26 protein-coding genes (1 of these 26 only partly in view) are annotated in these 24,062 nt (G+C 65.7%); 17 read left to right on the plus strand and 9 right to left on the minus strand.

Translation table 11 applies throughout. From position 1 onward, the window contains the following. Positions 1-8: 8 nt before the first annotated feature. Positions 9-806 (plus strand): aspartate/glutamate racemase family protein, encoded by a 798-nt coding sequence (locus H1S04_RS09885; protein ID WP_181745311.1) that lies wholly within the window; start codon positions 9-11, stop codon positions 804-806. After that, positions 803-2,404 (plus strand): ATP-dependent acyl-CoA ligase, encoded by a 1,602-nt coding sequence (locus H1S04_RS09890; protein ID WP_181745312.1) that lies wholly within the window; start codon positions 803-805, stop codon positions 2,402-2,404. Before H1S04_RS09885 ends, H1S04_RS09890 begins: the two co-directional genes overlap by 4 nt. Here the strand turns inward: H1S04_RS09890 and H1S04_RS09895 are convergent. The 5 genes from H1S04_RS09895 to H1S04_RS09915 form a co-directional block, all read right to left on the minus strand. Next, positions 2,388-2,894 (minus strand): MarR family winged helix-turn-helix transcriptional regulator, encoded by a 507-nt coding sequence (locus tag H1S04_RS09895; RefSeq protein ID WP_255435498.1) that lies wholly within the window; start codon positions 2,892-2,894, stop codon positions 2,388-2,390. The two genes, H1S04_RS09890 and H1S04_RS09895, sit on opposite strands and share 17 nt — an antisense overlap. Positions 2,895-2,989: 95 nt before the next feature. After that, positions 2,990-3,709: an SDR family oxidoreductase gene (locus tag H1S04_RS09900; protein ID WP_181745313.1), complete on the minus strand. Its 720-nt coding sequence runs from the start codon at positions 3,707-3,709 to the stop codon at positions 2,990-2,992. Then, positions 3,706-4,173, minus strand: a complete 468-nt coding sequence (locus tag H1S04_RS09905) for an aromatic-ring-hydroxylating dioxygenase subunit beta (protein WP_181745314.1) — start codon at positions 4,171-4,173, stop codon at positions 3,706-3,708. The genes H1S04_RS09900 and H1S04_RS09905 overlap by 4 nt, the downstream gene beginning before the upstream one ends. Continuing rightward, positions 4,170-5,486: an aromatic ring-hydroxylating dioxygenase subunit alpha gene (locus H1S04_RS09910; protein ID WP_181745315.1), complete on the minus strand. Its 1,317-nt coding sequence runs from the start codon at positions 5,484-5,486 to the stop codon at positions 4,170-4,172. Before H1S04_RS09910 ends, H1S04_RS09905 begins: the two co-directional genes overlap by 4 nt. Positions 5,487-5,497: 11 nt before the next feature. Beyond that, a complete protein-coding gene (locus H1S04_RS09915; RefSeq protein ID WP_255435499.1) occupies positions 5,498-6,445 on the minus strand; it encodes a PDR/VanB family oxidoreductase in 948 nt (315 codons plus the stop codon). A gap of 172 nt (positions 6,446-6,617) precedes the next feature. On the opposite strand from H1S04_RS09915, the gene H1S04_RS09920 reads away from it, so the two are divergent. The 5 genes from H1S04_RS09920 (at position 6,618) to H1S04_RS09940 (ending at position 10,610) form a co-directional block, all read left to right on the plus strand. Beyond that, positions 6,618-7,238, plus strand: coding sequence for a nucleoside/nucleotide kinase family protein (locus H1S04_RS09920; RefSeq protein ID WP_181745317.1), 621 nt, complete (start codon positions 6,618-6,620; stop codon positions 7,236-7,238). Between the two features lie 113 nt (positions 7,239-7,351). Then, complete coding sequence (locus tag H1S04_RS09925; protein WP_181745318.1) at positions 7,352-8,371, plus strand: TRAP transporter substrate-binding protein; 1,020 nt, start codon at positions 7,352-7,354, stop codon at positions 8,369-8,371. Then, positions 8,368-8,847: a TRAP transporter small permease gene (locus tag H1S04_RS09930; protein ID WP_220185119.1), complete on the plus strand. Its 480-nt coding sequence runs from the start codon at positions 8,368-8,370 to the stop codon at positions 8,845-8,847. The genes H1S04_RS09925 and H1S04_RS09930 overlap by 4 nt, the downstream gene beginning before the upstream one ends. Positions 8,848-8,856: 9 nt before the next feature. Then, positions 8,857-10,143 carry a TRAP transporter large permease gene (locus H1S04_RS09935; protein ID WP_181745319.1) on the plus strand — a complete coding sequence of 429 codons (1,287 nt, stop codon included), beginning with the start codon at positions 8,857-8,859 and terminating at the stop codon, positions 10,141-10,143. A gap of 20 nt (positions 10,144-10,163) precedes the next feature. Continuing rightward, the gene (locus H1S04_RS09940) at positions 10,164-10,610 is read left to right on the plus strand and encodes a MarR family winged helix-turn-helix transcriptional regulator (protein ID WP_181745320.1); all 447 of its coding nucleotides are present in this window, start codon (positions 10,164-10,166) and stop codon (positions 10,608-10,610) included. A gap of 1 nt (position 10,611) precedes the next feature. Here the strand turns inward: H1S04_RS09940 and H1S04_RS09945 are convergent, their stop codons facing one another. Further along, the gene (locus tag H1S04_RS09945; RefSeq protein ID WP_181745321.1) at positions 10,612-11,271 is read right to left on the minus strand and encodes an IclR family transcriptional regulator; all 660 of its coding nucleotides are present in this window, start codon (positions 11,269-11,271) and stop codon (positions 10,612-10,614) included. Positions 11,272-11,361: 90 nt separating this feature from the next. Between H1S04_RS09945 and H1S04_RS09950 the strand changes: the two genes are divergently transcribed. The 4 genes from H1S04_RS09950 to H1S04_RS09965 all read left to right on the plus strand — a co-directional run bounded on the left by H1S04_RS09950 (position 11,362) and on the right by H1S04_RS09965 (position 16,557). Beyond that, positions 11,362-13,650 carry a cytochrome P450/oxidoreductase gene (locus H1S04_RS09950; protein WP_181745322.1) on the plus strand — a complete coding sequence of 763 codons (2,289 nt, stop codon included), beginning with the start codon at positions 11,362-11,364 and terminating at the stop codon, positions 13,648-13,650. A gap of 24 nt (positions 13,651-13,674) precedes the next feature. Then, positions 13,675-14,700, plus strand: coding sequence for a TRAP transporter substrate-binding protein (locus H1S04_RS09955; protein WP_181745323.1), 1,026 nt, complete (start codon positions 13,675-13,677; stop codon positions 14,698-14,700). Between the two features lie 62 nt (positions 14,701-14,762). Continuing rightward, positions 14,763-15,263 carry a TRAP transporter small permease gene (locus H1S04_RS09960; RefSeq protein WP_181745324.1) on the plus strand — a complete coding sequence of 167 codons (501 nt, stop codon included), beginning with the start codon at positions 14,763-14,765 and terminating at the stop codon, positions 15,261-15,263. Positions 15,264-15,270: 7 nt separating this feature from the next. Further along, positions 15,271-16,557 (plus strand): TRAP transporter large permease, encoded by a 1,287-nt coding sequence (locus tag H1S04_RS09965; protein WP_181745325.1) that lies wholly within the window; start codon positions 15,271-15,273, stop codon positions 16,555-16,557. Here H1S04_RS09965 and pyrF read toward each other — a convergent pair. After that, entirely contained in the window at positions 16,554-17,240 is a 687-nt protein-coding gene (gene pyrF, locus H1S04_RS09970) for an orotidine-5'-phosphate decarboxylase (protein WP_181745326.1), read from the minus strand. The two genes, H1S04_RS09965 and pyrF, sit on opposite strands and share 4 nt — an antisense overlap. Before the next feature lie 78 nt (positions 17,241-17,318). Here pyrF and H1S04_RS09975 point away from each other — a divergent pair, with 78 nt between their 5' ends. The 4 genes from H1S04_RS09975 (at position 17,319) to clpB (ending at position 21,539) form a co-directional block, all read left to right on the plus strand. Beyond that, positions 17,319-18,212, plus strand: coding sequence for an SPFH domain-containing protein (locus H1S04_RS09975; protein WP_181745327.1), 894 nt, complete (start codon positions 17,319-17,321; stop codon positions 18,210-18,212). Then, the gene (locus H1S04_RS09980) at positions 18,209-18,478 is read left to right on the plus strand and encodes an NfeD family protein (RefSeq protein ID WP_181745328.1); all 270 of its coding nucleotides are present in this window, start codon (positions 18,209-18,211) and stop codon (positions 18,476-18,478) included. The genes H1S04_RS09975 and H1S04_RS09980 overlap by 4 nt, the downstream gene beginning before the upstream one ends. A gap of 38 nt (positions 18,479-18,516) precedes the next feature. Further along, the gene (locus H1S04_RS09985; protein WP_181745329.1) at positions 18,517-18,780 is read left to right on the plus strand and encodes a hypothetical protein; all 264 of its coding nucleotides are present in this window, start codon (positions 18,517-18,519) and stop codon (positions 18,778-18,780) included. 125 nt (positions 18,781-18,905) lie between these two features. Next, complete coding sequence (gene clpB / locus H1S04_RS09990; RefSeq protein ID WP_181745330.1) at positions 18,906-21,539, plus strand: ATP-dependent chaperone ClpB; 2,634 nt, start codon at positions 18,906-18,908, stop codon at positions 21,537-21,539. Between the two features lie 57 nt (positions 21,540-21,596). Here clpB and H1S04_RS09995 read toward each other — a convergent pair whose 3' ends face one another. Both H1S04_RS09995 and H1S04_RS10000 read right to left on the minus strand, forming a co-directional pair. After that, positions 21,597-22,067 (minus strand): DUF1772 domain-containing protein, encoded by a 471-nt coding sequence (locus tag H1S04_RS09995; RefSeq protein WP_181745331.1) that lies wholly within the window; start codon positions 22,065-22,067, stop codon positions 21,597-21,599. Then, the gene (locus H1S04_RS10000) at positions 22,064-22,885 is read right to left on the minus strand and encodes an NmrA family transcriptional regulator (RefSeq protein ID WP_181745332.1); all 822 of its coding nucleotides are present in this window, start codon (positions 22,883-22,885) and stop codon (positions 22,064-22,066) included. The genes H1S04_RS09995 and H1S04_RS10000 overlap by 4 nt, the downstream gene beginning before the upstream one ends. Positions 22,886-22,973: 88 nt before the next feature. Between H1S04_RS10000 and H1S04_RS10005 the strand changes: the two genes are divergently transcribed. Then, on the plus strand, positions 22,974-23,585 hold the full coding sequence (locus tag H1S04_RS10005; RefSeq protein WP_181745333.1) for a TetR/AcrR family transcriptional regulator: 612 nt from the start codon (positions 22,974-22,976) through the stop codon (positions 23,583-23,585). A 78-nt stretch (positions 23,586-23,663) separates the two neighbouring features. Further along, positions 23,664-24,062 carry the beginning of a protein-methionine-sulfoxide reductase catalytic subunit MsrP gene (msrP, locus tag H1S04_RS10010; RefSeq protein WP_181745334.1) on the plus strand. It continues 498 nt past the right edge of the window, so only the first 399 of its 897 coding nucleotides appear in the window; its start codon is at positions 23,664-23,666; its stop codon lies off the right edge, out of view.

The following is a 24,062-nucleotide window of genomic DNA, read 5'->3' on the forward strand; positions in this document are numbered from 1 at the left end:
GGCGGCCCATGCGGATCTATTGGCAAAGCTTCATCGACGCTGAATCGAACTCCGACTACATGGCCTTGCTGTCGGCTTATCTGAACCGGATCGCCGCGCCGGGGACTCAGGTCAGCTTGCGCGGCATCTCGCCGCCCGATCGCGATTTCAGCCGCTTGTCGGAATTCCGCTGCGCCATTCAGGCCATCGATCTTGCATTGGATGCCGAGGCCGATGGCTTTGACGCCGTGGTGCTGGGCCATTTTCAGGACCCCGGCCTGATGGAGATGAAATCGGCCCTGCACATCCCCGTCGTCGGGGTTGGCGAGGCCAGCCTGCATCTGGCCGCTCAACTGGGGCGTCAGATCGGGCTGATCACGCTGGACCAGACCTTTCGGCATCTGCATCACGAACAGGCCGACCGCTATGGGTTGGGCGCGCGGGTCACCCATGTCGCCGGACTGGATGTGGCGCCGGGTCATTTTGCCGATGCCTTCCGCGGTGACGGCGCAGCCCGCGACCGCATGATCGCCCGCCTGCGCGAGCTGGCCGCCCCGATGGTCGCCGCCGGTTGCGACGTGATTGTGCCCGCCGGCGTGCTGCCGGGACTGCTGATCGGCGAGGAACGGGACTTGTGCGCCGGTCACGCGCCCATCGTGAATTGCGTGGCCGCCGGTCTGTTGCAGGCGGAAATGATGGTGCGACTGCACCAGCTGAACGGCCTGCAGGCCAGTCGCGGCCCCTTCTGCGCCCGCGCCGGGGCGCAGGCCATCGCCGATTTTCGCGGCCTTCTGGCGCACCATCAGACCGAGAGGGATATCCCATGACCGCCATTGCCGATTTCAAGGCCGAATTTCCCCCGGTTGCCCGCGTCCTGCCGCATCTGCTGGCGAGGCGGGCGGCACAATATGGCGACGCGCCGCTGTTCGCCTGCGGGGCGACGCGGCTCGGCTATGACCAGACGCGGGCGGGTGCGGCGCGGGCCGCGCAGGCGTTGCTGGCCGCGGGCATCGCGCAGGGGGACCGGGTGGCGATCATCTGCGGCAACCGGGCCGAGTTCATGCCGGTCTTTCTGGGCTGCGGCTGGATGGGGGCGGTCTCGGTCCCCATCAATACCGCTTCGCGCGGGTTTCAGCTGCAGCATATCCTGTCGAACTCGGGTGCGAAGCTGCTGGTGATCGAAGACAGCTTGCTGGAGGTGCTGGACGGCCTCGATCTGTCCGCGCTGGAGGTTCAGCGCATCTGGGTCATCGGCGACGGCGCGCTGCCCGATCTGCCCGGCCTGACCGTCGAAGTCCTGCCGCAGACCGAAACCGAGGCGCTCCCCGCCGATATCGCGCCGGGCGATCCGCTGACGATCCTCTATACCTCGGGGACGACCGGCCTGTCGAAGGGCGTGGTCTGCCCGCATGCGCAGTTCTTCTGGTGGGGCGTTTATACGGGCGACATGCTGGGCCTGCGGCAGGGGGACGTGCTGCACACGCCGCTGCCGCTGTTTCACACCAACGCGCTGAACTGCTTCTTTCAGGCGCTGCTGCACGGCTGCCAGCAGGTGGTGGAGCCGAAATTCTCGGTCTCGGGCTTCTGGGAGGCGATGGGGGCATCGGGGGCGACGGTGACCTATGTGCTGGGGGCGATGGTGCCGATGCTGCTGTCGCGCCCCGAGGCGCCCGAGGAAAAGGCACATCAGGTCCGGGTGGCGCTGGCGCCCGGCGTCCCCGCGCCCGCTGCTGCGGAATTGACCCGCCGCACCGGCGTGGTGCTGCTGGACGCTTACGGGGCCACCGAAAGCAATGTGGTGATCGGTACCACCGAAGCGACGCTGAAACCCGGCTGGACAGGCCTGCTGCTGCCCGGCTTCGACGCCCGCATCGTGGACGATTCCGACAATCCCGTCCCCGATGGCGAGGCCGGAGAGCTGGTGATCCGCGCAGATGAGCCCTTCGCCATGTCGTTGGGTTATTTCGGGATGCCCGAAAAGACCGCCGAGGCCTGGCAGAACCTGTGGCTGCATACCGGCGACCGAATGCTGCGCGCGCCGGATGGCTATTTCCGGTTTCTCGACCGGATGAAGGATTCGATCCGTCGGCGGGGCGAGAATATCTCCTCCTACGAGGTCGAGCAGGTGCTGGCCGCGCACCCGGACGTGGCCGAGGTGGCGGTCTTTCCCGTCGCTTCCGATCTTGCCGAGGACGAGGTGATGGCGGCAATCATCCTGCATGACGGCGCCCGCGCCACGCCCGAGGCCATCATCCGCCATTGCGAGGGCAAGATGTCCTATTTCGCGGTTCCGCGTTACGTCGAATTCGTCGCCGATCTGCCCAAGACCGCCAATGGCAAGGTGCAGAAATTCCAGCTGCGTGCGCGCGGCGTGACCGGCGCGACCTGGGACCGCGAGGCGGCGGGCGTTACGCTTCGTCGCTAGGCGGCGGTGCCGGCTGGGATGACAGGCTGTCGCGCAAGCGGCGCAGCACCCCGCGCATGGCGTCCAGATCCGCCTGATCCAGATCGCCGAACAGGCCGTCGACCATCTGGCGGTGTTCGGCGGCCACGGCTTCGAACGTGCTCAGGCCTTTGGGGGTCAGCTTGACGGTGATGCGGCGGCGGTCGGCATCCGAATGGATTCGCCTGACCAGACCATCCTTGACCAGCCGGTTGACCACGGTGGTCGCGTTGCCGTTGGAAATCAGCAGCGTGCGCGACAGTTCCGTCATCGTCAGCCCGTCGCGCCAGCGATGCAGCGCCGCCATCACGTCGAAGCGGGGCAGGGTGGTGTCGTGATCCACACGCAGAAATTCGCGCAACTGATTTTCCATCTGCCGGGTCACGCCCAGCATACGAATCCACAGCTTCAACCGGCGCGTGGCCAGCGCGTCGCTGTCGAGAGGGGCTTGGGAATGCAGATCGGTGCTCAAATCTTTACTCTTTTTTGCGTCGTGCTCACGTCGCGTAATAATGCACCAGCCGTAAATATTTTAAGAGCAAAATTTTTAATAAGTTGGCGCCTGCGTCAGATCGGCACCGCACCGATGCTGGCGCCCCCGCAGACGAACAGCGTCTGGCCGGTGATGAAGCCCGCATCGGGGTCGGCCAGGAACATGAAGGCGCGGGTCACGTCGCCCACCGTGCCCAGCCTTCCGACCGGAATGCGGCGGGCGAGGTCGTCTTCCTGCGCGCTGCCCTTGGGCACGATGCCCCAGAAATTGTCGGTCAGGATCGGGCCGGGCGCGACGACATTGACGGTGATGCCATGTTCGGCCAGTTCCAGCGCCCAGGTCCGGGCCATGCCGATCATCCCGGCCTTTGATGCCGAATAGGCGGTGCGCGTTTTCGCCCCGAGCGCCGCGCGCGAGGCGTTGAACAGGATGCGCCCGAAGCCGCGCGCCTTCATCGCCGGCAGAAACGCCTGCGCGAGCGTCAGCGCCGAGGCCAGATGCAGCTGGGTCAGCGCCAGCATCTCGGCCGGCTGCGCATCCTCGATCAGGTTGGGCAGGATGATACCGGCGTTCTGGACGAAATGGCTGACCTGATGGCGCGCGGCAATGCCGCCCGCGGCTTCGGCCACGGCCTGCGGGTCGGACAGATCGCAGATGACATGCTCCACATCCGGCGCATCGCCGGCGTGTCGCGCCAGCGACACCACCCGCCAGCCCTTCGCGACCATCGCGGCCGCCAGATCGGCGCCGATGCCCTTGTTGCCGCCGGTGATGACTGCGGTATAGCCGGTCATGGCAGCAGCTGGATATTGCCGAAGGCGGCGTCGCAATTCAGGATGTCGACGCGTTTCCCGGCGATGCGGATGCCTTCCGGCGTGGCCTTCAGGTCGTGGGTCACGGTCAGCGCCAGCAGGAACTGGTCGTCCAGCCGCGTTTCGACATAGTGCATTTTCGTCACCACCTTTGCGCTGTCCTCAGTCAGTTCCAGCACCCGAGGCCGGTTCAGCACGTGATGGCAGCGGCTTTTCGGCTTCTGGCTGAAGGTGCGCGCGCCGTGCAGGCGTTCGATCCGCAGGCGCAGCATGAAATTATCCTCATGCATCAGCGAGGTTTCATTGACCGGGTCCTGCTGGTTCCAGTTCAGCGGCATCCAATAGACGGCATCGGGCAGCCAGAGGTCGAGCCATTCGTGATACTGGCCCTCGTCCAGCATCCAGGCCTCGTCATGGATGAAATCGACAACTTCCTCGTGGTTCATGCCGCACCCCCCAGCATGAAGCGTTTCCAGGCGTCGAACTGGTTGCGCATCTGGCGTTCGGTGGTGCCGTTCAGCACGGCTTCTTCGCCGAAATCCTCGCCGTCTTCGTAAAGGCGCTGGATGTTCACCCATTCCAGCCCGTCGGCCATCAGCCCTTCCTGCGCGCGCTCATACATCTCCAGATCGTCATGGCCGACCATCGAGGTGGGCGCATTGATCATCCGGTTATACATCGCCGTGCGCGCGGTCAGTTCGTCCGGCGCGCCTTCCAGCCGGAAGATCCAGCTTTCCACCAGCGTCCTGTCGGCTGCCAGCGGAATGAAATTCCGCAGCTGCTGGATCGGCCCCTTGATCATGATGTTCGGGAAATAGACGGTGTTGTGCCGGTTCTCGCCCAGAATTTCGCGGGCGCGATCCTCGCCGTAGGTTTCCACCATCGCCTCGAAATAGCCGGGGATAGCCGAATAATCGGAATGGATCGAGTGGTGGACGCCGGTGTGCCCGTGCCCGTTGGGCCAGGTGCGGATGCCCATATTCTCGAAGAATTCATAGGGCGACATGAAGGGGGCGATGATTTCCATCGCGGGGGGTTTGGGCGTGCCTTCAGGTTTGTCCATCTCCTCCCAGATCCTCACGGCGGTGCCGGCGCTGGATTCGTGGGCGACCATCGGGTGGCAGGTGTCGGTCTGGTTCTCGACCAGCATCTTCCAGTTGCACTTGTGCAGATAGCGCAAGGGCGTGCCCACCACGCTGAGCCGTCCCTGCGGCGACCGGTCGACCATATTATCCAGCGAGGACAGCGCCTCGCCGAAGAACTCCTCGAAGCCGATGCCTTCGGGGGCGAGGCGGGCGAAGACGAAGCCGCGATAGTTGTGCATCGCGCCGACGGCGGCCATGCCCTTCGCGGCTTCGGTATCTTCCAGCCCGGTGCCCTCGTATCCCTTCTTCAGCGGGATCGCCAACAGGCAGCCATCGGTCTTGAAGGACCAGGCGTGATAGGGGCAGCGGAAGAACTTGCCGGTATTGCCCGCCCGGTCGATGACGATCTTGGTGCCCTTGTGCGGGCAGCGGTTATAGAGGACGTGGATCTGGTCATCGCTGTGGCGCACCATCAGCAGCGGCTGGTCCCCGATCTGGGCGGTGATGTAATCGCCCTTGTTCGGCGTCTGGCTGTCATGGCCGACATAGACCCAGACATTGGGAAACAGGTGCTTCATCTCCAGCCGGTAAACCTCGGGGCTGGTATAGACATCGCGGTGGACCTGCTGGGGGCGGATCAGCGCGTCGATGCGGTCGTCGAGGGCGTCGGTCATGGCTTTATCCTTCAAAGATCCAGCTTGAGACGGGCGGAAAGCGCGCGGCTGACGCAGATCTGCATGACCTTGCCGCTGTCGCGTTCGGCCTTGGACAGGACCACGTCGCGGTGGTCGGGGATGCCTTCCAGCACTTCGGTCTGGCAGATCCCGCAATCGCCGCGCTGGCAGTCGAAAACCAGATCGATACCGCCTGCCTCCAGTACCTCGATGATGGTCTTGTCGGGGGGGATGGTGAAGATCTGGCCGGTCGAGGCGATCTCGACCTCGAAGGCCGTGTCGCCTGACTTATGCGAGGCGTTTTCAAACAGCTCGGCATGGAACTGATCTGCGCGGCCGGCGGACTCCATCGCGGCGCGGGTGGCGTCGATCATCGGCTTGGGGCCGCAGACATAGACATGAACATCGGGATCGGTGCCGGCGATCAGCGCCGCCACATCCAGCGGCCCCCCGTCGCGGTCATCGTGATGCAGGCGCAGCCGGTCGCCATGGCAGGCCAGCCGGTCGGCGAAGGCGGCCGCGGCGGCAGATCGGCTGGCATAGACCATGCGGTAGACGCGCCCCTGCCGCGCCAGCGCCGCAGCCATCGAGATCAGCGGCGTCACCCCGATCCCGCCCGCCAGCAGCAGCACCGGGCCGTCGTCGACCAGCGGGAAATGGTTCTTCGGCAGGCTTGCCGTGACCTGATCGCCCGGCTTCAGATCATGCATGAAGCGCGACCCGCCTGCGCCGCCGTCATCGCGGCGCACGCCCAGGACATAGCTGCCGGGTGCGGCCGGATCGCCGGTCAGGTCGATCAGGGAATAGGCGTTCTCGGCGCCGTTCGGCAGGGTCAGCAGGATATGCGCGCCGGCTTCGAATGCGGGCAGCGGGGCGTTGTCGATGCGGGTCAGTTCGATTTCCCGGATCAGCTCTCCGACCTCGGTGCTGCGCCGGACGATCAGCGTCAAATCGGTCAATGCCTTCATCCCTGCTGGGCGTGGGTGATGGAAAAATTATCCGGGAGAGGTCGGCGTTCCGTCAAGCTTTAAGTTCGAAATAGTGAAAATTCATGTGTTAGACCGCAGCCGTTTCGGTTTGGCGGTGGTCGCGAACTGGCCTAGTCTCGCCACAAACAGAAGGGGGGCATGAATGTCGAAAGATATTGAACTTGAGGGGCTTGTGGCGCTGGCGCGGGGTCTGCTGACGCGGCCGGGGCGGCAGGTGATCGCGATCGTCGGCGCGCCGGGGGCAGGCAAGTCGACGCTGGTCGAGCGGCTGGCCGAGATGCTGCCCGACTCGGCGATCCTGCCGATGGACGGCTTTCATTATGATGACGCGGTGCTGCACCAGTTGGGTCGCAGGCCGTGGAAAGGCGCGCCGGACACCTTCGATGTGGGCGGCTTGCGCAGCACGCTGGCGCGGCTGCGCGATCCCGCCGAGGGGGCGGTGGCGGTGCCCGTCTTTGACCGCGATCTGGAAATCTCGCGCGGCAGCGCCCGCATCATCCCGCCCGAAGCGCGCCTGCTGCTGGTCGAGGGCAATTATCTGCTGCTGAACGCCGCGCCCTGGCCCAGCCTGCGCCCGCAATTCGACCTGACCGTGCGCATCGAAGTCCCCGAGGACGAGTTGCGCCGCCGCCTGACCCGGCGCTGGCTCGGCTATGGCCTGACCGAGGCAGAAATCGCCTTCAAGCTGGATGAAAACGACCTGCCCAACGGCCGGCTGGTCGTCCGCGAAGGCGCCGTCCCCGACTATCTCCTGCATCCGTGACCGATCTGCTTCAAACATGAAATAGTGAATATTCATATTTTTCTTGCCTGAAATATGACCCGGTGGCACGCTTCACCCAAGAATCGCAGCAAATGCGCTATGGGAGGAATGACATGCGACTGACGGGGAAATTCGTTCTGCCGGCCCTGCTGGCACTGGCCTTCGCGGCCGGGGCCAATGCGCAAGAGGTCACTTTGCGGCTGTCGAACTGGCTACCGCCCTCACATCCGGTGGTCAAGGACATCCTGGTCCCCTGGGCCGAGCAGGTGCAGGAAGCGACCGACGGCCGCGTCGCGGTGCAGATCCTCGACGCGCCGCTGGGGCCGCCGCCCGCGCATTTCGATCTGGTCGCGAGCGGGGCCGCCGATCTGGGCTTTTCGGCGCACAGCTATACGCCCGGCCGTTTCGCCCTGACCGAAATCGCCGAACTGCCATTCCTGACGCCCAGTGCGGAGGCGAACTCGGTCGCGCTGTGGAAGGTCTGGTCGCAGATGCTGGCCGACAAGGGCGAGCACGCGGGCGTCAAGGTGCTTGGCCTGTTCGGACATGGGCCGGGGCATCTGTTCACGACCGGACGCGCCGTCTCGCCGCTGGATCAGTTGAAAGGCGCCAAGATCCGCGTTGCGGGTGCGGTGACCGATCAGCTGGTGCGCGGGCTGGACATGGTATCCGTGCAGGCGCCGTCCTCGGAAAGCTATGAACTGCTGTCGAATGGCGTCGCCGACGGGATCGTCTTTCCGTATGAATCGGTGCCCTTCTTCAAGCTGGACGGGCTGGTCAAGAACGGGCTGCGGGTGCCGGGCGGGATGTATAACGTCTCGTTTTTCTTCGTGATGAATCAGGCGCGCTTCGACAGCCTGAGCGAGGCGGACCGGGCGGCGATCGACAAGGTCTCGGGCGAGGCACTGGCGCGTCTGGCGGGCAAGGCCTGGGACGCGGCGGATGCGGCGGGGCTGGCCGCGCTGGAAGGCAAGGTCGCCTTCCACGACGCGACCGAGGCCGAACTCGCCACCATCAAGGCCGATGCCGATGCGATCTATGAGCGGGTGCGCCAGAACTATGCCGCCAAGGGCGTCGATTTCGACGCGGCGCTGGCGCTGTTCAAGGACGAACTCGCCAAGGTCCAGCCGTGAGCATCGCCGATCTGCGACGGCGGGTCGGCACGGTCACGGCGGTGATCCTCGGCGTGATGCTGCTGGCGCTGACCTGCATCACCGTGCTGGATGTGACCGGGCGCTATCTGCTGAACGCACCTTTGCCCGGCGGGGCGGAGCTGACCGAGTTGCTGGTCATGGCGGTCATCTTCACCGGCCTGCCCGCAATCAGTCTGGACGATGGTCACGTCACAGCCGATCTGCTGTCGCAGCAGCTTGGCCCGCGCGGCCGGGCACTGCAGCTGTTCGCGGCACGGGCCTGCGCGGTGGTGGCGCTGGTGCTGATCGCGCGGCAGATGTGGGTGCAGGGCGCGCGGCTTGCGGGATATGGCGAGACCACGGTTTACCTGCATATTCCGATCGGTCCGGTGATTCAGTCCGCGGCGGTGATCTGCGCGGCCTCGGCGGTGATCGTGGCGGCGCTGGCGATCGCCCGCGCGCCACAGGGCAGTTAGGGCGCGCGCATGGATTGGCCCATCGGAACCGCGATCCTGTTTGCGTTGCTGTTTTCCGGCATTCCCATCGGATATTGTCTGACCCTCGTGGGGTTCGCGGGCGTGGCCAGCATCATCGGCATCGACCCGGCGCTGGCGATGATCGGGCAGGTCTATTCGGATGCCGGGCGCAGCTATACCCTGTCGGTGGTGCCGTTGTTCCTGCTGATGGGCAACATGATCGTGCAATCCGGCATCGCAGATGAGATCTATGACGCCGCGAATGCCTGGCTGCGCCACCGCAAGGGCGGCCTCGCCATGGCGACCATCGTGGCCTGCGGCGGCTTCGGATCGGTCTGCGGCTCCTCGCTGGCGACGGCGGCCACGATGGGGCGGATCGCGCTGCCGGCGATGCGGCGGCATGGCTATTCGGACGCGCTGGCGACGGGGTCGATTGCCGCCGGCGGGACGCTGGGAATCATCATCCCGCCCTCGGTCATTCTGGTGATCTACGGGATCCTGACGCAACAGGACATCGGCAAGCTGTTTCTGGCCGGCATCGTGCCGGGGCTGCTGGGCATCATCGGCTATATGCTGGCGGTGCGGCTGTCGCTGTTCCTCCGGCCCGAAAGGATCGCCGATCTGCCGCGCCTGTCGCTGGCCGAGCGGCTGGCGGCGACCCGAGGTGTGGTACCGGCGCTGGCGCTGTTCGCCTTTGTTCTGGGCGGCATCTACCTGGGGATCTTCACCGCGACCGAGGCTGCCGGCATGGGCGCCGGCGCCGCCATCCTGCTGACCGCCCTGCGCGGCAGGCTGACCTGGCGCGCCACCCTGTTCACCCTGTTCGAGACTGGAAAGACCACCGCCGTGATGTTCTTCGTGCTGTTCGGGGCGCTGTATTTCCTGAACTACGTGAACCTCTCGGGCCTGTCGACGGATATCCGTAACTGGGTGCTGGGGCTGGACATGCCGCCCTTGGGCGTGATCTTCATGATCATGCTGATGCTTCTGGTGCTGGGCAGCCTGCTGGAAAGCCTGTCCATGGTGATGCTGGTCACGCCGATCCTGTTTCCCATCGTCACCGCGCTGGGATTCGATCCGATCTGGTTCGGGGTGTTTCTTGTCGTGGCGACCGAACTCAGCTACATCACGCCGCCGATGGGGATGAATGTCTTCGTGCTGCGCGTTGTGGCGCGCGACGTGCCCATCGGGCAGATTTTCCGGGGCGTGGTGCCGTTCGTCATTCTGGATCTCGTGCGCTTGGTCTTGCTGATCCTGTTCCCGATCCTGGCGCTGGCGATCCCGCGTTCCATGTAAGATGGGCGATGTGAGGCGGGATGAGCGACGACACCACACCGGGCGGGTTCCTGAATTCCTACACGCTGTTCCTGATGGCAATGGCAAGCGCGAATGTCAGCGCCGGGTTCCACCGCATCGCGGCCGATCAGGGGCTGTCGGTGCCGGAATGGCGCGTGCTGGCCTGCCTTTACGACCGCCGATCGGCCAGTGTCACCGATCTGGCGCGGCTGTCGCTGATGGAGCAGTCGCGGCTGACCCATCTGATCGGGCGGATGCAGGCGCGCGGGCTGGTCGACCGTCGGCGCAGCACCAAAAACCGCCGCAGCGTCGAGGTGACGCTGACGCCCGAGGGCGCCGTCCTGGCCGCCGATCTGGTCCGCCAGGCGAAAGCGCATGAGAAGACAGCGATCCTTGACCGGCTGGGGGGCGAGGATACGCGGGTTTTCCACAGCCTGCTGCGCAAGCTGATGGCCGAGCCGGCCTAGGTTACCACAGGGCCGCGATCTCCTGCGCGCAGGCGACGACCTGTCCGGCGGCATCCGCCGGCAATTCGTGCAAGGCGACGATCGAGACGGCGGCCTCGACCATGGGCGTCGGAATGGGGGCGGCGATGCCGACGGCGCCGGGCTGCAATTCGCCGCGGGTCACGGCATAGCCCTGCCGGCGGGCCAGCGTCACGCCGGGCAATTCCTCGTCCATGGGTGCGCGCGCCGACAGGATCGCCAGGCCGGGCGCGCCGCGCGTCAGCGGATGGCGCACCCCCAGCCGGTAGGTGACGCGCAGATAGCCGTCGCCGCCTTCATGCACCAGCGCCACGATGGCGTTCGCCCCATCAGCCAGCACCACACAGGAGGTCGTCCGCGTCACCTCGGACAGCTGCGCCAGCAGGGGCGCCGCCGCGGCCAGCCGCTGCTTTTCCACCTTGGCAGCCAGCGGGATCAGCCCGGTCCCCAGCACCGCGCGTCCGTCGGCCAGGCGGCGAATCAGGCTGTGGCCTTCCAGCGTCGCGAGCAGGCGATAGGCGATGGCTTTGTGCAGGCCCAGCCGCTCCGCCAACTCGGCGGGTTTCAGGCCGGCGGGGGCTTCGGCCAGCACCGATAGTGCGGCCAGGCCCCGATCCAGCGTCTGCAAGGTCGTCGTCGCCATTGTCCCATCCTGTTCGTTGACAGAAACATAAATCGCGGATTACGATATATGTAACACAAAGTGCGATATTCGACAATTGGACGGGAGGCCATGTTGAAAGCACAACCCGCAGCCGGGGGCTGCCCGTTCTCGGCGCGGGCGCGCAGCTTTGATCCGTTCGGCCCCGCCTATCAGGCGGACCCGGCCGAAGCGCTGCGCTTTTCGCGCGACGGCGAGCCGGTGTTTTTCAGCGAAGCTCTGGGTTACTGGGTGGTCAGCCGCTACGCCGACATCAAAGCGGTTTTTCGCGACAATCTGACCTTCTCACCCGCCAATGCGCTGGAAAAGATCACCCCCGCCTCGCCCGAGGCGCTGGCGGTGCTGGCGCGCGAAGGCTACGCCATGAACCGCACGCTGGTGAATGAGGACGAGCCCGCACATATGGCCCGCCGCCGCCTGCTGCTGGACGCCTTCACCCCCGAGGCCCTGGCCGCCCATATCCCGATGGTGCGCAAACTGGTGCAGGAGAAGCTGGATGCGATCATCGACCGCGGCCAGTCCGATCTGGTCGAGGATCTGCTGTGGGACGTGCCGCTGACAGTGGCCCTGCAGTTTCTGGGCGTGCCCGATGACGACATGGTAACGCTGCGCGGCTTCTCGGTTGCACATACGGTCAATACCTGGGGCAAGCCCACGCCCGAGCAGCAGGTCGCCGTCGCCGAAGGAGTTGCAAAGTTCTGGAACTATTCGGGCGAGGTGCTGGCGCGGATGTCGGCGCGCGTCGATGCGGGCGAAGCCGTGCACGGCTGGATGTATGACATGATCCGCCAGAACCGCGATTACCCGGATATCGTCACCGACAGCTATCTGCATTCGATGATGATGGCGATCATTGTCGCCGCGCATGAAACCACGGCGCTCGCCTCGGCCAATGCGCTGCGCCAGTTGCTCAGCCATCCGGCGCAGTGGCAGGCGATCTGCGACGATCCCGGCCTCATCCCCGCGGCGGTGGAGGAATGCCTGCGCCATTCGGGGTCCATGGTCGCCTGGCGGCGCATGGCCACGCGGGACGCCGAAATTGGCGGGGTGACGATCCCCACGGGCGGCAAGATCCTGATGGTCATGGCTTCGGCCAACCATGATCCGCGCCATTTCGAAAATCCCGACCAGCTGGACATCTGGCGCGACAATGCGGCCGACCACCTGACCTTCGGGTATGGCGCCCATCAATGCATGGGCAAGAATATCGGCCGCATGGAAATGGCGATCATTCTGGAGGAGATCACCCGCCGCATCCCGCATATGCAACTGGAAGCGCAGGTTTTCACCTATCTGCCGAATATCTCGCTGCGGGGCCCCGAATCGCTGAAAGTCCACTGGGATGTGACCCAGAACCCCGAGCGCAGCGATCCGGCGCTGCGCCGGGCTGCACGGGAGTTTCCGATCGGTGCACCGGACCGCAAGGCGATCCTGCGCCAGTTGGTGGTGACCGAGGCGCGGGAGCTGGCCAAGGGCGTGCTGGGGATCACGCTGGCGGACCCCGCAGGCGCCCGGCTGCCTACCTGGACGCCCGGTGCCCATATCGACATCGTGCTGCCGGATGGCGGCAGCCGAAACTATTCGCTGTGCGGCCCTGCCGACAGCGGCGATTGGCGCATCGCCGTGCTGCGCGAGGAGACGGGCCGGGGCGGTTCGCGCTGGATGCATGACCATGCGCGCGCGGGCGCGCTGCTGCGGGTGCGCGGCCCGCATAACCATTTCCGGCTGGACGAAGACGCCCCCCATCACATCCTGATCGCAGGCGGGATCGGCATCACCCCGATCCTGGCCATGGCCGACCGGCTGCGCGCGCTTGGCCGCGATTACGCGCTGCATTACGCGGGCCGCCGCCGCGACAGCATGGCGCTTCTGGACCGGGCGGTGGCGCATGGCGCGCGGCTTCATATCGCCGAAGACGGCGGCCGGGCCGATCTGGCCGCGTTGGTGGCGGCTGCGGCGCCCGGCAGCTTCATCGCCGCCTGCGGTCCGGCGCGGCTGCTGGATGCGCTTGACACCCTGGTCGCGGCGCGGCCCGGCGTGACCCTGCGATTCGAACATTTCGCCAGCGAGGAAAGCGCCGCCGATCTGGCCTCAGGCGCGCCGTTTCAGGTGCTCTGCGCCGACAGCGATCTGCTGCTGGAGGTTCCTGCCGATCGCAGCCTGTTGCAGGTGCTGCGGGGGGCGGGTCTGGATGTGCCCTCGGATTGCGAGGAAGGATTGTGCGGCAGTTGCGAACTGGCCGTGGCGGAAGGCGAGATCGACCATCGCGACCGGGTGCTGACGGCGGCCGAGCGGACCGGGGGGGACCGGATCATCAGCTGCTGTTCGCGCGGAAAAACCCGGCTGGTGCTGAAGATATAAGAACGTTCACAGGGAGGACGACCTATGAAGACCACCATCACCGCCAGCCTGCTGGCGCTTGGCCTTGCCACGCCGGGTCTGGCCGAAACGAAGCTGACGCTCAGCCACTATCTGCCGGCGGTTCACGGCATCCACACCGATTTCATCGAGCCGTGGACCAGGCAGGTCAGCGAATGCACCGGCGGCGAGGTCACGTTCGAGATCTTCCCCGGTGGCACCCAGAAGGGCAATGTCGCCAAGCAGCAGGAACAGGTGCTGGCGGGGGTGGTGGATATCGCCCATGGCCTGTCGGGCATTCCGCGCGGTCGCTTCAACCGCACCTCGCTGGTGGAGATGCCGTTTCTGACCCGCGACGCCGGCGCGGCCACCTATGCTCTGTGGTCGCTCTATAACGAGGGCGAGCTGGGCGATGAATACAAGGGCCTGAAGGTGCTGGCGCTGCACGCCCATAATGGCGGCCTGCTGCACACCAACGGCAAGCATGTCGAGACGATGGAGGACATGAAGGGCCTGCGCATCCGCACGCCCTCGCCGCCAGTGTCGGAAATGCTGACCTTCCTTGGCGCCACGCCGCAAGGTCTGCCGCCGGGCGAGGTCTACGAAAACCTGCAGCGCAAGGTCATCGACGGGACCGTCTTCCCCTGGGATCCGGTGAAAAGCTTCGGCTTGAACGAGGTGCTGACCGACCATCTGGATATGGGCGCCTATACCGTCTCCTTCTTCTTCGTGATGAATCAGAAGAAATACGACAGCCTGCCGGAAAATGTGCGCAAATGCATCGATGAGGCCTCGGGCGACGCGCTGGTGCCGAAATTCGGCGATTGGTGGGACAAATGGGACGCCGCCGGCCGCGAGGAGGCCGTCGCCGCCGGTCACACCATCACCGAACTGTCGGACGAGGAACGCGACCGCTGGCGCGAGGCACTGAAGCCGATGATCGGGAAATATCTGGAGACCATGAAGGCCGACGGGGTCGAGGACGCCGAGGCGCTGTATCAGAAATTCCAGGACAAGGTTGCCGAATTCGAGACCGCCAAGCCTGCGCAGTAAGTGCGGGCCGTCCGGGGCGGCGCGGCCGTCGCGCCCCCCGATTTTTGCCGAGGTACACAGCCATGCCCAGCCTTTTGCGCCGCATCGACGGCCTGATCGAGATCCTGGCCGCTCTGGGCCTGCTGGCCTATGCCGCTGCGGCGCTGATCAGCGTGGCCGATGTGATCGGCCGCCGCATCGGCACGCCCGTGCAGGGCGTCGTCGATCTGGTCCAGCTTTGCGTTCTGGCCGGGGCCTGGCTGTCCATCCCCTGGGGCTTTACGGTCGCGGGCCATGTCGGCGTCGATTTTCTGGTCGACCGGATGCCGAATGGCTGGCAACGGCTGCTGCGCGGCGTGGCGGCCCTGTCCGCGCTGGTGCTGATGGCGCTGATCCTGTGGAAGTGCCTTGGCACCTATCAGATGCAGGTGATGCTGGGCGACCGATCGCAACAGCTGGGCATCCCGATCAGCCTTTACTGGCTGCCGCTTCTGGTCGGGGTCGGGGCCTCGATGCTGGCGCTGCTTGCCGTTCTGCTGCGGCTGGTGCTGGACTTGCCGCAACCCCGCACCGCCGCGCATTGAGGGTCTGATGTCGACACCATTTCTGGGCCTTGCAGGGTTCGTGCTGACGCTGGCGCTGATCGCGCTTGGCTTTCCGGTTTCCATCGCCATGGCCGTCGTGGGCCTGGGCGGCATCGCGCTGAGCGGCGGCTGGGATCAGGCAGCCTACGTGCTGTCGACCGCGCCGTTCGAGGCGATCTTTCCCTATTCCTTCAGCGTCATTCCGCTGTTCGTGCTGATGGGGGTGTTTGCCGCCCATGCCGGGTTGTCGCGGTCGCTGTTCGATCTGATCAACGCCTTTGTCGGCCATTGGCGGGGCGGGCTGGCGGTGTCGACGGTGGGGGCCTCGGCGGTGTTCGGGGCGATCTGCGGGTCGTCGCTGGCGACAGTGGCCACCATCGGGCGTGTCGCCATGCCCGAGATGCGGCGCTATGGCTATGACGACAGCCTCGCCTCGGCCTCGGTCGCGGCGGGGGGGACGCTGGGGGTGCTGATCCCGCCTTCGATCATTCTGGTGATCTTCGGGCTGCTGACCCAGACATCCATCGGGGCGCTGTTTCTGGGGGCGATCCTGCCGGGGCTGCTGGGCACGGTTCTTTATGCGCTGGCGGTGGTGATTCGGGTGCGGCGTGACCCAAAGCTGGCACCGGCGGGCGGGCGCACGCCCTGGGGGCGCAGATTTGCGCTGCTGGGCCGTGTCTGGCCGGTGGTGCTGCTGTTCGGCGTGGTGATCGGCGGCATGCAGCTTGGCTGGTTCTCGCCGACCGAGGCTGCCGCCGTCGGCGCTTTCGGCGCCTTCCTGCTGGCGCTGCTGATGGGTGGCCTGAATGCATCGGTCATGCGCCAGATCGTGCGCGAGACCGCCGCCCTGACCGGCATGATCTTCCTGATCCTGATCGGCGCGTCCTTCTTCAACTTCTTTCTGGAAACTACCGGCCTGCCGCGGATGCTGGCCGACAGCATCGGCCAGTCCGGGCTGCCCCCGACGGTGGTGATGGTGCTGATCCTGATCTTCTATATCGTGCTGGGCTGCTTCATGGATTCGATGTCCATGGTGCTGCTGACCGTGCCCCTGCTGGCGCCGGTCGCGGTGGCGCTGGATTTCAACATGGTCTGGTTCGGGGTGCTGGTGGTGACCGTGGCCGAGATCGGGCTGATTACCCCCCCGGTCGGCATGAACCTGTTCGTGGTGCAGGCCACCGCGCCGGGGCTGCGGCAGGAAACCGTCATTCGCGGCATCCTGCCCTTCATTCTGGCCGATATCGTCCGGCTCGCGCTGTTGCTGGCCTTTCCGTGGCTGGTGACGCTGGCCTAGCCCAGTTCCGCCACGATGGCCTGCGCGGCCTTGCGCGGATCGGCGGCCTGCCAGATCGGGCGGCCAACGACGATGTGGTCTGCCCCGGCGGCGATGGCGGCGGCGGGGGTTTCCACCCGCTTCTGATCGCCGAGCGCCGCGCCCGCCGGGCGCACCCCCGGCGTCACGATCAGCCGACCCGCCGCCTGCGGCAGGGCGCGGATCGCCGCAGCCTCGCGCGGGGAGGCGATGATGCCGTCGGCGCCGGCCTCGAAGGCGCGGGCGGCGCGTTCCACGGTGATGTCATGCAGGTCGCCCGGCGCGATCATCGCCGCGTCCAGATCGGCGCGGTCCAGCGAGGTCAGCACCGTCACGCCCAGAATCTTCGTCTGCGACCCCGCCGCACCTTCCTTGGCGGCGCGCACGACATGCGGATCGCCATGCACGGTCAGGAAGTCCAGATCGAAAGCGGCGAGGCCGCGTACAGCGGCCTCGACGGTGGCGCCGATGTCGAACAGCTTCATGTCCAGAAAGATGCGTTTGCCGTGCTCGTCCTTCAGCTCGCGCGCGAGGGCCAGACCGCCGCCGGTCAGCATTCCCAGCCCGATCTTGTAAAAGCTGGCGGCGTCACCGATCCGTTCCGCCAGTTGCAGTCCGGTGACGGCATTGCCCACATCCAGCGCCACGATCAGACGATCATCCATGTCCTGCCCCTTCTTCCGCTTGTGTTTCGCGCCCCGGCTGTCCACGCTGCGGGCGCCAGACGCTTAACGGAGAATACCATGCCTAGCCAGTCGATTACCGCGTTTCTGACCGAAAATTCCGCGCTGATCCTGATCGCAGTGCTGATCTTCATCACCGTGCTGATGGCGGTCCGCATCGTGCCGCAATCAGAGAAATACGTGGTCGAGCGGTTCGGCCGGCTGCGCGCGGTACTGGGGCCGGGGATCAATTTCATCGTCCCCTTCGTGGATCGCGTGAAACACAGGATCTCGATCCTCGAGCGCCAGCTGCCGACGGCGCGGCAGGACGCGATCACCGCTGATAACGTGCTGGTGCAGGTCGAAACCAGTGTCTTTTACCGCATTCTGGAACCGGAAAAGACCGTCTACCGCATCCGCGACGTGGATGCGGCGATTGCCACCACCGTCGCCGGCATCGTCCGCTCGGAAATCGGCCAGATGGAGCTGGATCAGGTCCAGTCGAACCGCGCGCAGCTGATCGAGCGGGTGAAGGACTCGGTCGCGAATGTCGTCGATGACTGGGGGATCGAGGTGACGCGGGCCGAGATTCTGGACGTGAATCTGGATGATGCGACCCGCGCCGCGATGTTGCAGCAGCTGAATGCCGAGCGCGCCCGCCGCGCCCAGGTGACCGAGGCCGAGGGCAAGCGCCGGGCGGTCGAACTGGCCGCCGACGGCGATCTTTACGCCGCCGAACAGCAGGCCAAGGCCAAGCGCATCCTGGCCGAGGCCGAGGCCTTCGCCACCACCGCCATCGCCGAGGCGATCGGCAAGGGGGGGCTGGAAGCGGCGCAGTATCAGGTGGCGATGAAGCAGGTCGAGACGCTGGCGAGGATCGGGCAGGGGGCAGGCAAGCAGACCCTGGTGCTGCCCGCCAATGCGGTCGACGCCCTGGGCGATGCCTTCAAGATGCTGCGGGGGGCGGTGAAGTGATCTGGGAAAGCGGCTGGTTCTGGATCATCGTCGCCGCGCTTCTGGGCGTGATCGAGGTGCTGCTGCCGGGCTATGTCTTCCTCGGGATCGCGCTTGCCTGCGCAGCGACCGGACTGGCCCTGTTGGCGGGCATCGCCGCCCCCGGCCTGCCGGTTCTGCTGATCATCATCGCCGCGCTGTCGGGGATCGCCTGGCTGATCCTGCGCCGGGTGGTCGGCGTCCGAAAAGGTCAGGTCCGCATCTGGGACCGCGATATCAACGACTGACGCGCCCGTCGCGGGGTGGATAACGAGCAAGGTGCGTAATGCCTTTCATGCTTGGTCTGCTGATCGTTGCGGCGCTGCTGATCTGGCGGCTCTGGGCGCGCGACCGCGCCGAGGCCGAACTCGGCACCCGCCTTGATCCGCTGTGGCGGCGGATCTTCCGGCGCAGGAAATGCTGCTGGCAGCTGGTTAATGACCGCTCGGCCCTGCGGGAGTTCCGCCGCACGACCTGCGGCGTAACCGCCTATAGCCGATCGGATGTCGGCCCGGTGGAATGCAAGCGGCAGCTGCGAAGCTCTCTCTGACGGGCAATTTCCACGGCCGCCCGGCTTGCAGCCTGCGGACTCCTTTCCCATCTATTCGCCTGAGACCCGGACCGTGCCGTGCCAATACGGGCGGCACATGACCGGGGGCTGAGAAGGAGATGTCCATGGATATGGAAAAATTCACTGAACGTTCGCGTGGATTCATGCAGGCCGCGCAGACGATCGCGATCCGCGAGCAGAATCAGCGGGTCATGCCGGAACACCTGCTGAAGGCCCTGATGGACGACGATCAGGGATTTGCATCCAATCTTATCAACAAATCGGGCGGCGATGCCCGCGCCGTGCGCATGATGGTCGATCAGGCTGTGGCCAGGCTGCCGAAGGTCAATGGCGGTGACGGTCAGGTCTATGTGGACCCCTCGATGGTGCGGGTGCTGGACGAGGCGCAGAAGCTGGCCCAGAAGGCTGGCGACAGCTTCGTGCCCGCCGAGCGGATCCTGACTGCGCTGGCGATCGTGAATACGAATGCCCGCGATGCGCTGCAAAAGGGCGGCGTGACCGCGCAGGCGCTGAACGCGGCGATCAACGACATCCGCAAGGGCCGCACCGCGGACACGGCGGGGGCCGAGGATACCTATGAAGCGCTGTCGAAATACGCCCGCAACCTTACCGAAGCCGCCGAGGGCGGCAAGATCGACCCGATCATCGGCCGGGACGAGGAAATCCGCCGCGCCATGCAGGTGCTGTCGCGCCGCACCAAGAACAACCCGGTGCTGATCGGCGAGCCGGGCGTCGGCAAGACCGCCATTGCTGAAGGTCTGGCGCTGCGCATCGTTGATGGCGATGTGCCCGAAAGCCTGCGTAACAAGCAGCTTTGGGCGCTGGATATGGGCGCGCTGATTGCCGGTGCGAAATACCGGGGCGAGTTCGAGGAGCGGCTGAAATCCGTCCTCAAGGAAATCGAAAACGCCGCTGGCGAAGTCATCCTGTTCATCGACGAGCTGCACACGCTGGTCGGCGCCGGCAAGACCGATGGCGCCATGGATGCCGCGAACCTCATCAAGCCCGCGCTGGCGCGGGGCGAATTGCATTGCGTGGGCGCCACGACGCTGGATGAATACCGCAAATATATCGAGAAAGACGCCGCCCTCGCCCGCCGCTTCCAGCCGGTGATGGTGGAAGAACCCACCGTCGAGGACACGATCAGTATTCTGCGGGGCATCAAGGAGAAATACGAGCTTCACCACGGCGTTCGCATCACCGATGCCGCGCTGGTGGCCGCGGCTGAACTGTCGAACCGCTATATCACCAACCGTTTCCTGCCGGACAAGGCCATTGACCTCGTCGACGAGGCCGCTAGCCGGCTGCGGATGGAAGTGGACAGCAAGCCCGAGGAACTGGACCAGCTGGACCGCCAGATCCTGCAGATGCAGATCGAGGCCGAGGCGCTGAAGAAGGAAGACGACGCGGCCTCGCGCGACCGGCTGGAACGGCTGGAAAAGGATCTGGCCGATCTGATGGACAAATCCAGCGCCATGTCCGCCCGCTGGCAGGCGGAACGCGACAAGCTGGAAGGTGCGCGCGGGCTGAAGGAACAGCTGGACCGGGCGCGGGCCGAACTGGATCAGGCCAAGCGCGAAGGCAACCTCGCCCGTGCGGGGGAACTGTCCTATGGCATCATTCCGGGGCTGGAAAAGCAACTGGCCGACAGCGAAACCAACGCCGATGGGGTGATGGTCGAGGAAGCCGTGCGACCCGAACAGATCGCCGAGGTGGTCGAGCGTTGGACCGGTATTCCGACCAGCAAGATGCTGGAAGGCGAGCGCGAAAAGCTGCTGAAGATGGAAGAGATCCTCGGCAAACGGGTGATCGGCCAGGACGAGGCCGTGACCGCGATATCGCGCTCGGTGCGGCGCGCGCGCGCCGGTCTGAATGACGAGAACCGGCCACTGGGGTCGTTCCTGTTCCTCGGGCCGACGGGCGTGGGCAAGACCGAACTGACCAAGGCCATGGCCGAGTATCTGTTCGACGATGAACACGCGATGATCCGCATCGACATGTCGGAATATATGGAGAAGCACTCGGTCGCCCGGCTGATCGGTGCGCCTCCGGGTTATGTCGGCTATGACGAGGGTGGCGCCCTGACCGAGGCCGTTCGCCGCCGCCCCTATGCGGTGATCCTGTTCGACGAGGTCGAGAAGGCGCACCCGGACGTGTTCAACGTGCTGCTGCAGGTGCTGGATGACGGGCAGTTGACGGACGGTCAGGGCCGCAAGGTCGACTTCAAGAACACGCTGATCGTGCTGACCTCGAACCTGGGCAGCCAGGCGCTGTCGACGTTGCCGGACAACGCCGATTCGACTGCAGCGCGGCGCGAGGTGATGGAAGCGGTGCGGGCGCATTTCCGCCCCGAATTCCTGAACCGTCTGGACGAGATGATCATCTTCCGGCGCCTCACGCGCGAGAATATGGACGGCATCGTCCGCATTCAGCTGTGGCTGCTGGAACAGCGTCTTGCGCAGCGCAAGATCACGCTGGATCTGGACGACAAGGCGATGACCTGGCTGGCCGATCAGGGCTACGATCCGGTCTTCGGGGCGCGTCCGCTGAAGCGGGTCATCCAGCGCGCCTTGCAGGATCCGCTGGCCGAGATGCTGCTGTCGGGCGAGGTGCTGGACGGGCAGACCATCCATGTCAGCGCGAATGAGGATGGCCTGCTGGTCGGCAACCATGTCGGCACCGCCGGTCACAAGCTGGGCGCGGTGGGTGAAGGCCCAAAAGAGGCCACGCTGCACTGAGCCGGAATGTGAGCCGGAATGAAAGCGCAGCCCCCGCTGGAAACAGCGGGGGCTTTTTCACGCGCGGTTGAGTAGCGACAGGCAGAACAGCGTGGCCCCGATCAGCGAGGATGCCGCGCGGATATGGTTCCAGCAGCCCCAGCTGCGCATGTAGAGTGGCCAGCTTTCGGTCCCGCGCAGGGCCAGCATGTCGTTCAGCGGCACGTTGCGCAGAACGGTGACTGCCAGCATGCCGATCAGATAGACTGCCGCACCCGCCGCGATCAGCCCGAATCCCGCGGGGCGCAGGATCAGCGCCGCCATCAGCAGGCCAACGCTCAGCAGGCAACTGCCGAAGAACAGCCCCATGAAACTGGATTGCAGGATGACGCGGTTGATGGCGACCATCGCCGCAGTCGCGGGGTCCGGGCCAGTGGCATCGAGGGCCCGCAGGATGAAGCCTGAGAAGGCGTAATAGAGGCCCGCCATCGCGCCGCAGCCCAGGATGCCCAGCACTAGCGCACCGTCCAGCACTGCCCTGCCCATCATGGCACCGTCTCCCAGACCCCGGTTGCCGCGACCAAGGCGGCATAGTCGGCGAAATCACGCGGCGCGTGGCCAAGCGCCTGCTGGACGCCATCCGCCGTGGCGATGTTGCGGCCGTCCAGCACCTCGGTGAACAGCGATACCAGCAGGGCAATCACGTCGGGCGGCAGATAGGGCGTCAGACCGTCGGCGAAATCCGCGGGGCTGATCTGCCGATAGGCCACGGGTCGGCCAGTGGCGGCGGCGATGATGTCCACGGCCTCGGCGAAAGTCAGGGCGCGGGGGCCGGTGACCTCGAAGATGCGGTTGCGCAAGCTCGGGTCGGTCAGGGCAGCGGTCGCGACATCGGCGATGTCATCTGCGTCGATGAACGGTTCCGGCACCGGACCCGCAGGCAGCGCCAGCAGTCCGGCGCGGATCCCGTCGACGAACACCCCTTCCGAGAAATTCTGCGCAAACCAGCTGGCCCGCACCACGTTCCAGTCCAGGCCGGATTCGATCAGCGCCTGCTCGGCCCGCTGCGCGCCCGGCTCGCCCCGCCCCGACAGCAGCACCATCTGCTCCAGCCCCGCTTCGCGTCCCAGCCGGGCCAGCTCGGCAATGTCCGCATCCGCGCCCGCGATCGCCAGATCGGGCTGAAAGGTGACATAGGCGCGGGTCGCACCCTGCAAGGCGGGCGCCCAGCTGCGTCGGTCCTTCCAGTCGAAAGGCGGGGATGTGCGGCGCGAAACCGGCCGCAACGGCCCCTGCTTCGCAAGCCGCGCCGCCACGCGGGTGCCCGTCTTGCCGCCTGCACCGATGATCAGGGTCGTGCCGTCCATCCTGTTTCTCTCCTTGAATGCGAGAACCTGTCGTATTTGACTAAAGCGATAATGTCTCGTATTTTGGGAGTCAATAAGGGAGACGCGAATGGATGAGGTTCAACAGAGCGCCGCGCGGTTGGTGCCCACGCAGAAGCGCAGCCGCGCCCGGTTCGAGGCGATTCTGGAATCGGCCGAGCAGATCCTGCTGGAAAAGGGCGCCGATGCCTTCAGGATGAGCGATATTGTCGCCCGCGCCGGCGTGCCGCATGGCTCTCTTTACCAGTATTTCCCGGACAAGACGGCGGTGATCGCCACGCTGGCGCTGCGCGCGAATGCCGCCGGTCAGGAATGTGTCGCCGCGGAGCTGGCGCGGATCTCTGGCCCGGAAGATGTCGCCGACGCGCTGCGCCGGGTGACCGATGGCTATTACGAAATGTTCCGCGAGATGCCGGTCATGCGGGCGATCTGGCAGGCCACGCAGGCCGATCCTACCCTGCAAAAGCTGGACGCCGAAGACCGTGCCGGGCTGGCGAACCTGCTGCAGGCGCGTCTGGCGCAGGTGCTGGCCGCTCCGGCAGATCTACTGGACATTTTCGCGCGCCTGCAAATCACCCTGATCGGCGCCGTCGTGCGCGAGGCGATCACCCTGCCCGAACCCGAGGGGCAGCGCCTGCTGGCGCAATTCAAGCGCGGGCTCAAGGCGCCTGATTTCGGATAAACGGCCTTGTGACATAAGTTTCATTGGCGAAACCCGCGACCTGCCGCATCATGGCGCAAACGACGACAGGAGCGCGCAATGAAACTCGGCTGGTCCGATGTCACCCCCGAATCGCTTTGGCTGAACCGGCGCAGTTTCATGGCCGGCGCGGCGGCGCTGGCGGCAACCCCGGCCTTCGCGCTGAGCGGCAAGCCCTCGGCCCTGTCGACCGACCAGAAGCCGAACAGCTTCGAGGAAATCACCAATTACAACAATTTCTACGAATTCGGCTTCGGCAAGGAGGACCCGGCCCGCTATGCCGGCGCGCTGACCACCGATCCGTGGTCGGTCGAGATCGGCGGCCTGGTCGAGCGCCCCGGCAGCTACGGTGTCGAGGATCTGGCCCCCGAATCGGCGCTGGAGGAACGCATCTACCGCCTGCGCTGTGTCGAGGCGTGGTCGATGGTCATTCCCTGGCTGGGGGTGCCGCTGGCCTCG

The organism is Paracoccus sp. S1E-3, from assembly GCF_013868135.1.
Classification (GTDB): domain Bacteria; phylum Pseudomonadota; class Alphaproteobacteria; order Rhodobacterales; family Rhodobacteraceae; genus Paracoccus.

Excerpts from the sequence above, each read along its gene's own strand:
- H1S04_RS10000 (WP_181745332.1), bottom strand. The coding sequence starts at position 22,885 with ATGGACGGCACGACCCTGATCATCGGTGCAGGCGGCAAGACGGGCACC.
- H1S04_RS09910 (WP_181745315.1), bottom strand. The coding sequence starts at position 5,486 with ATGACCGACGCCCTCGACGACCGCATCGACGCGCTGATCCGCCCCCAG.
- clpB (WP_181745330.1), top strand. The coding sequence starts at position 18,906 with ATGGATATGGAAAAATTCACTGAACGTTCGCGTGGATTCATGCAGGCC.
- H1S04_RS09920 (WP_181745317.1), top strand. The coding sequence starts at position 6,618 with ATGTCGAAAGATATTGAACTTGAGGGGCTTGTGGCGCTGGCGCGGGGT.
- H1S04_RS09955 (WP_181745323.1), top strand. The coding sequence starts at position 13,675 with ATGAAGACCACCATCACCGCCAGCCTGCTGGCGCTTGGCCTTGCCACG.
- H1S04_RS09935 (WP_181745319.1), top strand. The coding sequence starts at position 8,857 with ATGGATTGGCCCATCGGAACCGCGATCCTGTTTGCGTTGCTGTTTTCC.
- H1S04_RS10005 (WP_181745333.1), top strand. The coding sequence starts at position 22,974 with ATGGATGAGGTTCAACAGAGCGCCGCGCGGTTGGTGCCCACGCAGAAG.
- H1S04_RS09950 (WP_181745322.1), top strand. The coding sequence starts at position 11,362 with ATGTTGAAAGCACAACCCGCAGCCGGGGGCTGCCCGTTCTCGGCGCGG.
- H1S04_RS09965 (WP_181745325.1), top strand. The coding sequence starts at position 15,271 with ATGTCGACACCATTTCTGGGCCTTGCAGGGTTCGTGCTGACGCTGGCG.
- H1S04_RS09985 (WP_181745329.1), top strand. The coding sequence starts at position 18,517 with ATGCCTTTCATGCTTGGTCTGCTGATCGTTGCGGCGCTGCTGATCTGG.
- H1S04_RS09940 (WP_181745320.1), top strand. The coding sequence starts at position 10,164 with ATGAGCGACGACACCACACCGGGCGGGTTCCTGAATTCCTACACGCTG.
- H1S04_RS09890 (WP_181745312.1), top strand. The coding sequence starts at position 803 with ATGACCGCCATTGCCGATTTCAAGGCCGAATTTCCCCCGGTTGCCCGC.
- H1S04_RS09945 (WP_181745321.1), bottom strand. The coding sequence starts at position 11,271 with ATGGCGACGACGACCTTGCAGACGCTGGATCGGGGCCTGGCCGCACTA.
- H1S04_RS09905 (WP_181745314.1), bottom strand. The coding sequence starts at position 4,173 with ATGAACCACGAGGAAGTTGTCGATTTCATCCATGACGAGGCCTGGATG.
- H1S04_RS09885 (WP_181745311.1), top strand. The coding sequence starts at position 9 with ATGCGGATCTATTGGCAAAGCTTCATCGACGCTGAATCGAACTCCGAC.
- H1S04_RS09960 (WP_181745324.1), top strand. The coding sequence starts at position 14,763 with ATGCCCAGCCTTTTGCGCCGCATCGACGGCCTGATCGAGATCCTGGCC.
- pyrF (WP_181745326.1), bottom strand. The coding sequence starts at position 17,240 with ATGGATGATCGTCTGATCGTGGCGCTGGATGTGGGCAATGCCGTCACC.
- H1S04_RS09900 (WP_181745313.1), bottom strand. The coding sequence starts at position 3,709 with ATGACCGGCTATACCGCAGTCATCACCGGCGGCAACAAGGGCATCGGC.
- H1S04_RS09925 (WP_181745318.1), top strand. The coding sequence starts at position 7,352 with ATGCGACTGACGGGGAAATTCGTTCTGCCGGCCCTGCTGGCACTGGCC.
- H1S04_RS09995 (WP_181745331.1), bottom strand. The coding sequence starts at position 22,067 with ATGATGGGCAGGGCAGTGCTGGACGGTGCGCTAGTGCTGGGCATCCTG.
- H1S04_RS09975 (WP_181745327.1), top strand. The coding sequence starts at position 17,319 with ATGCCTAGCCAGTCGATTACCGCGTTTCTGACCGAAAATTCCGCGCTG.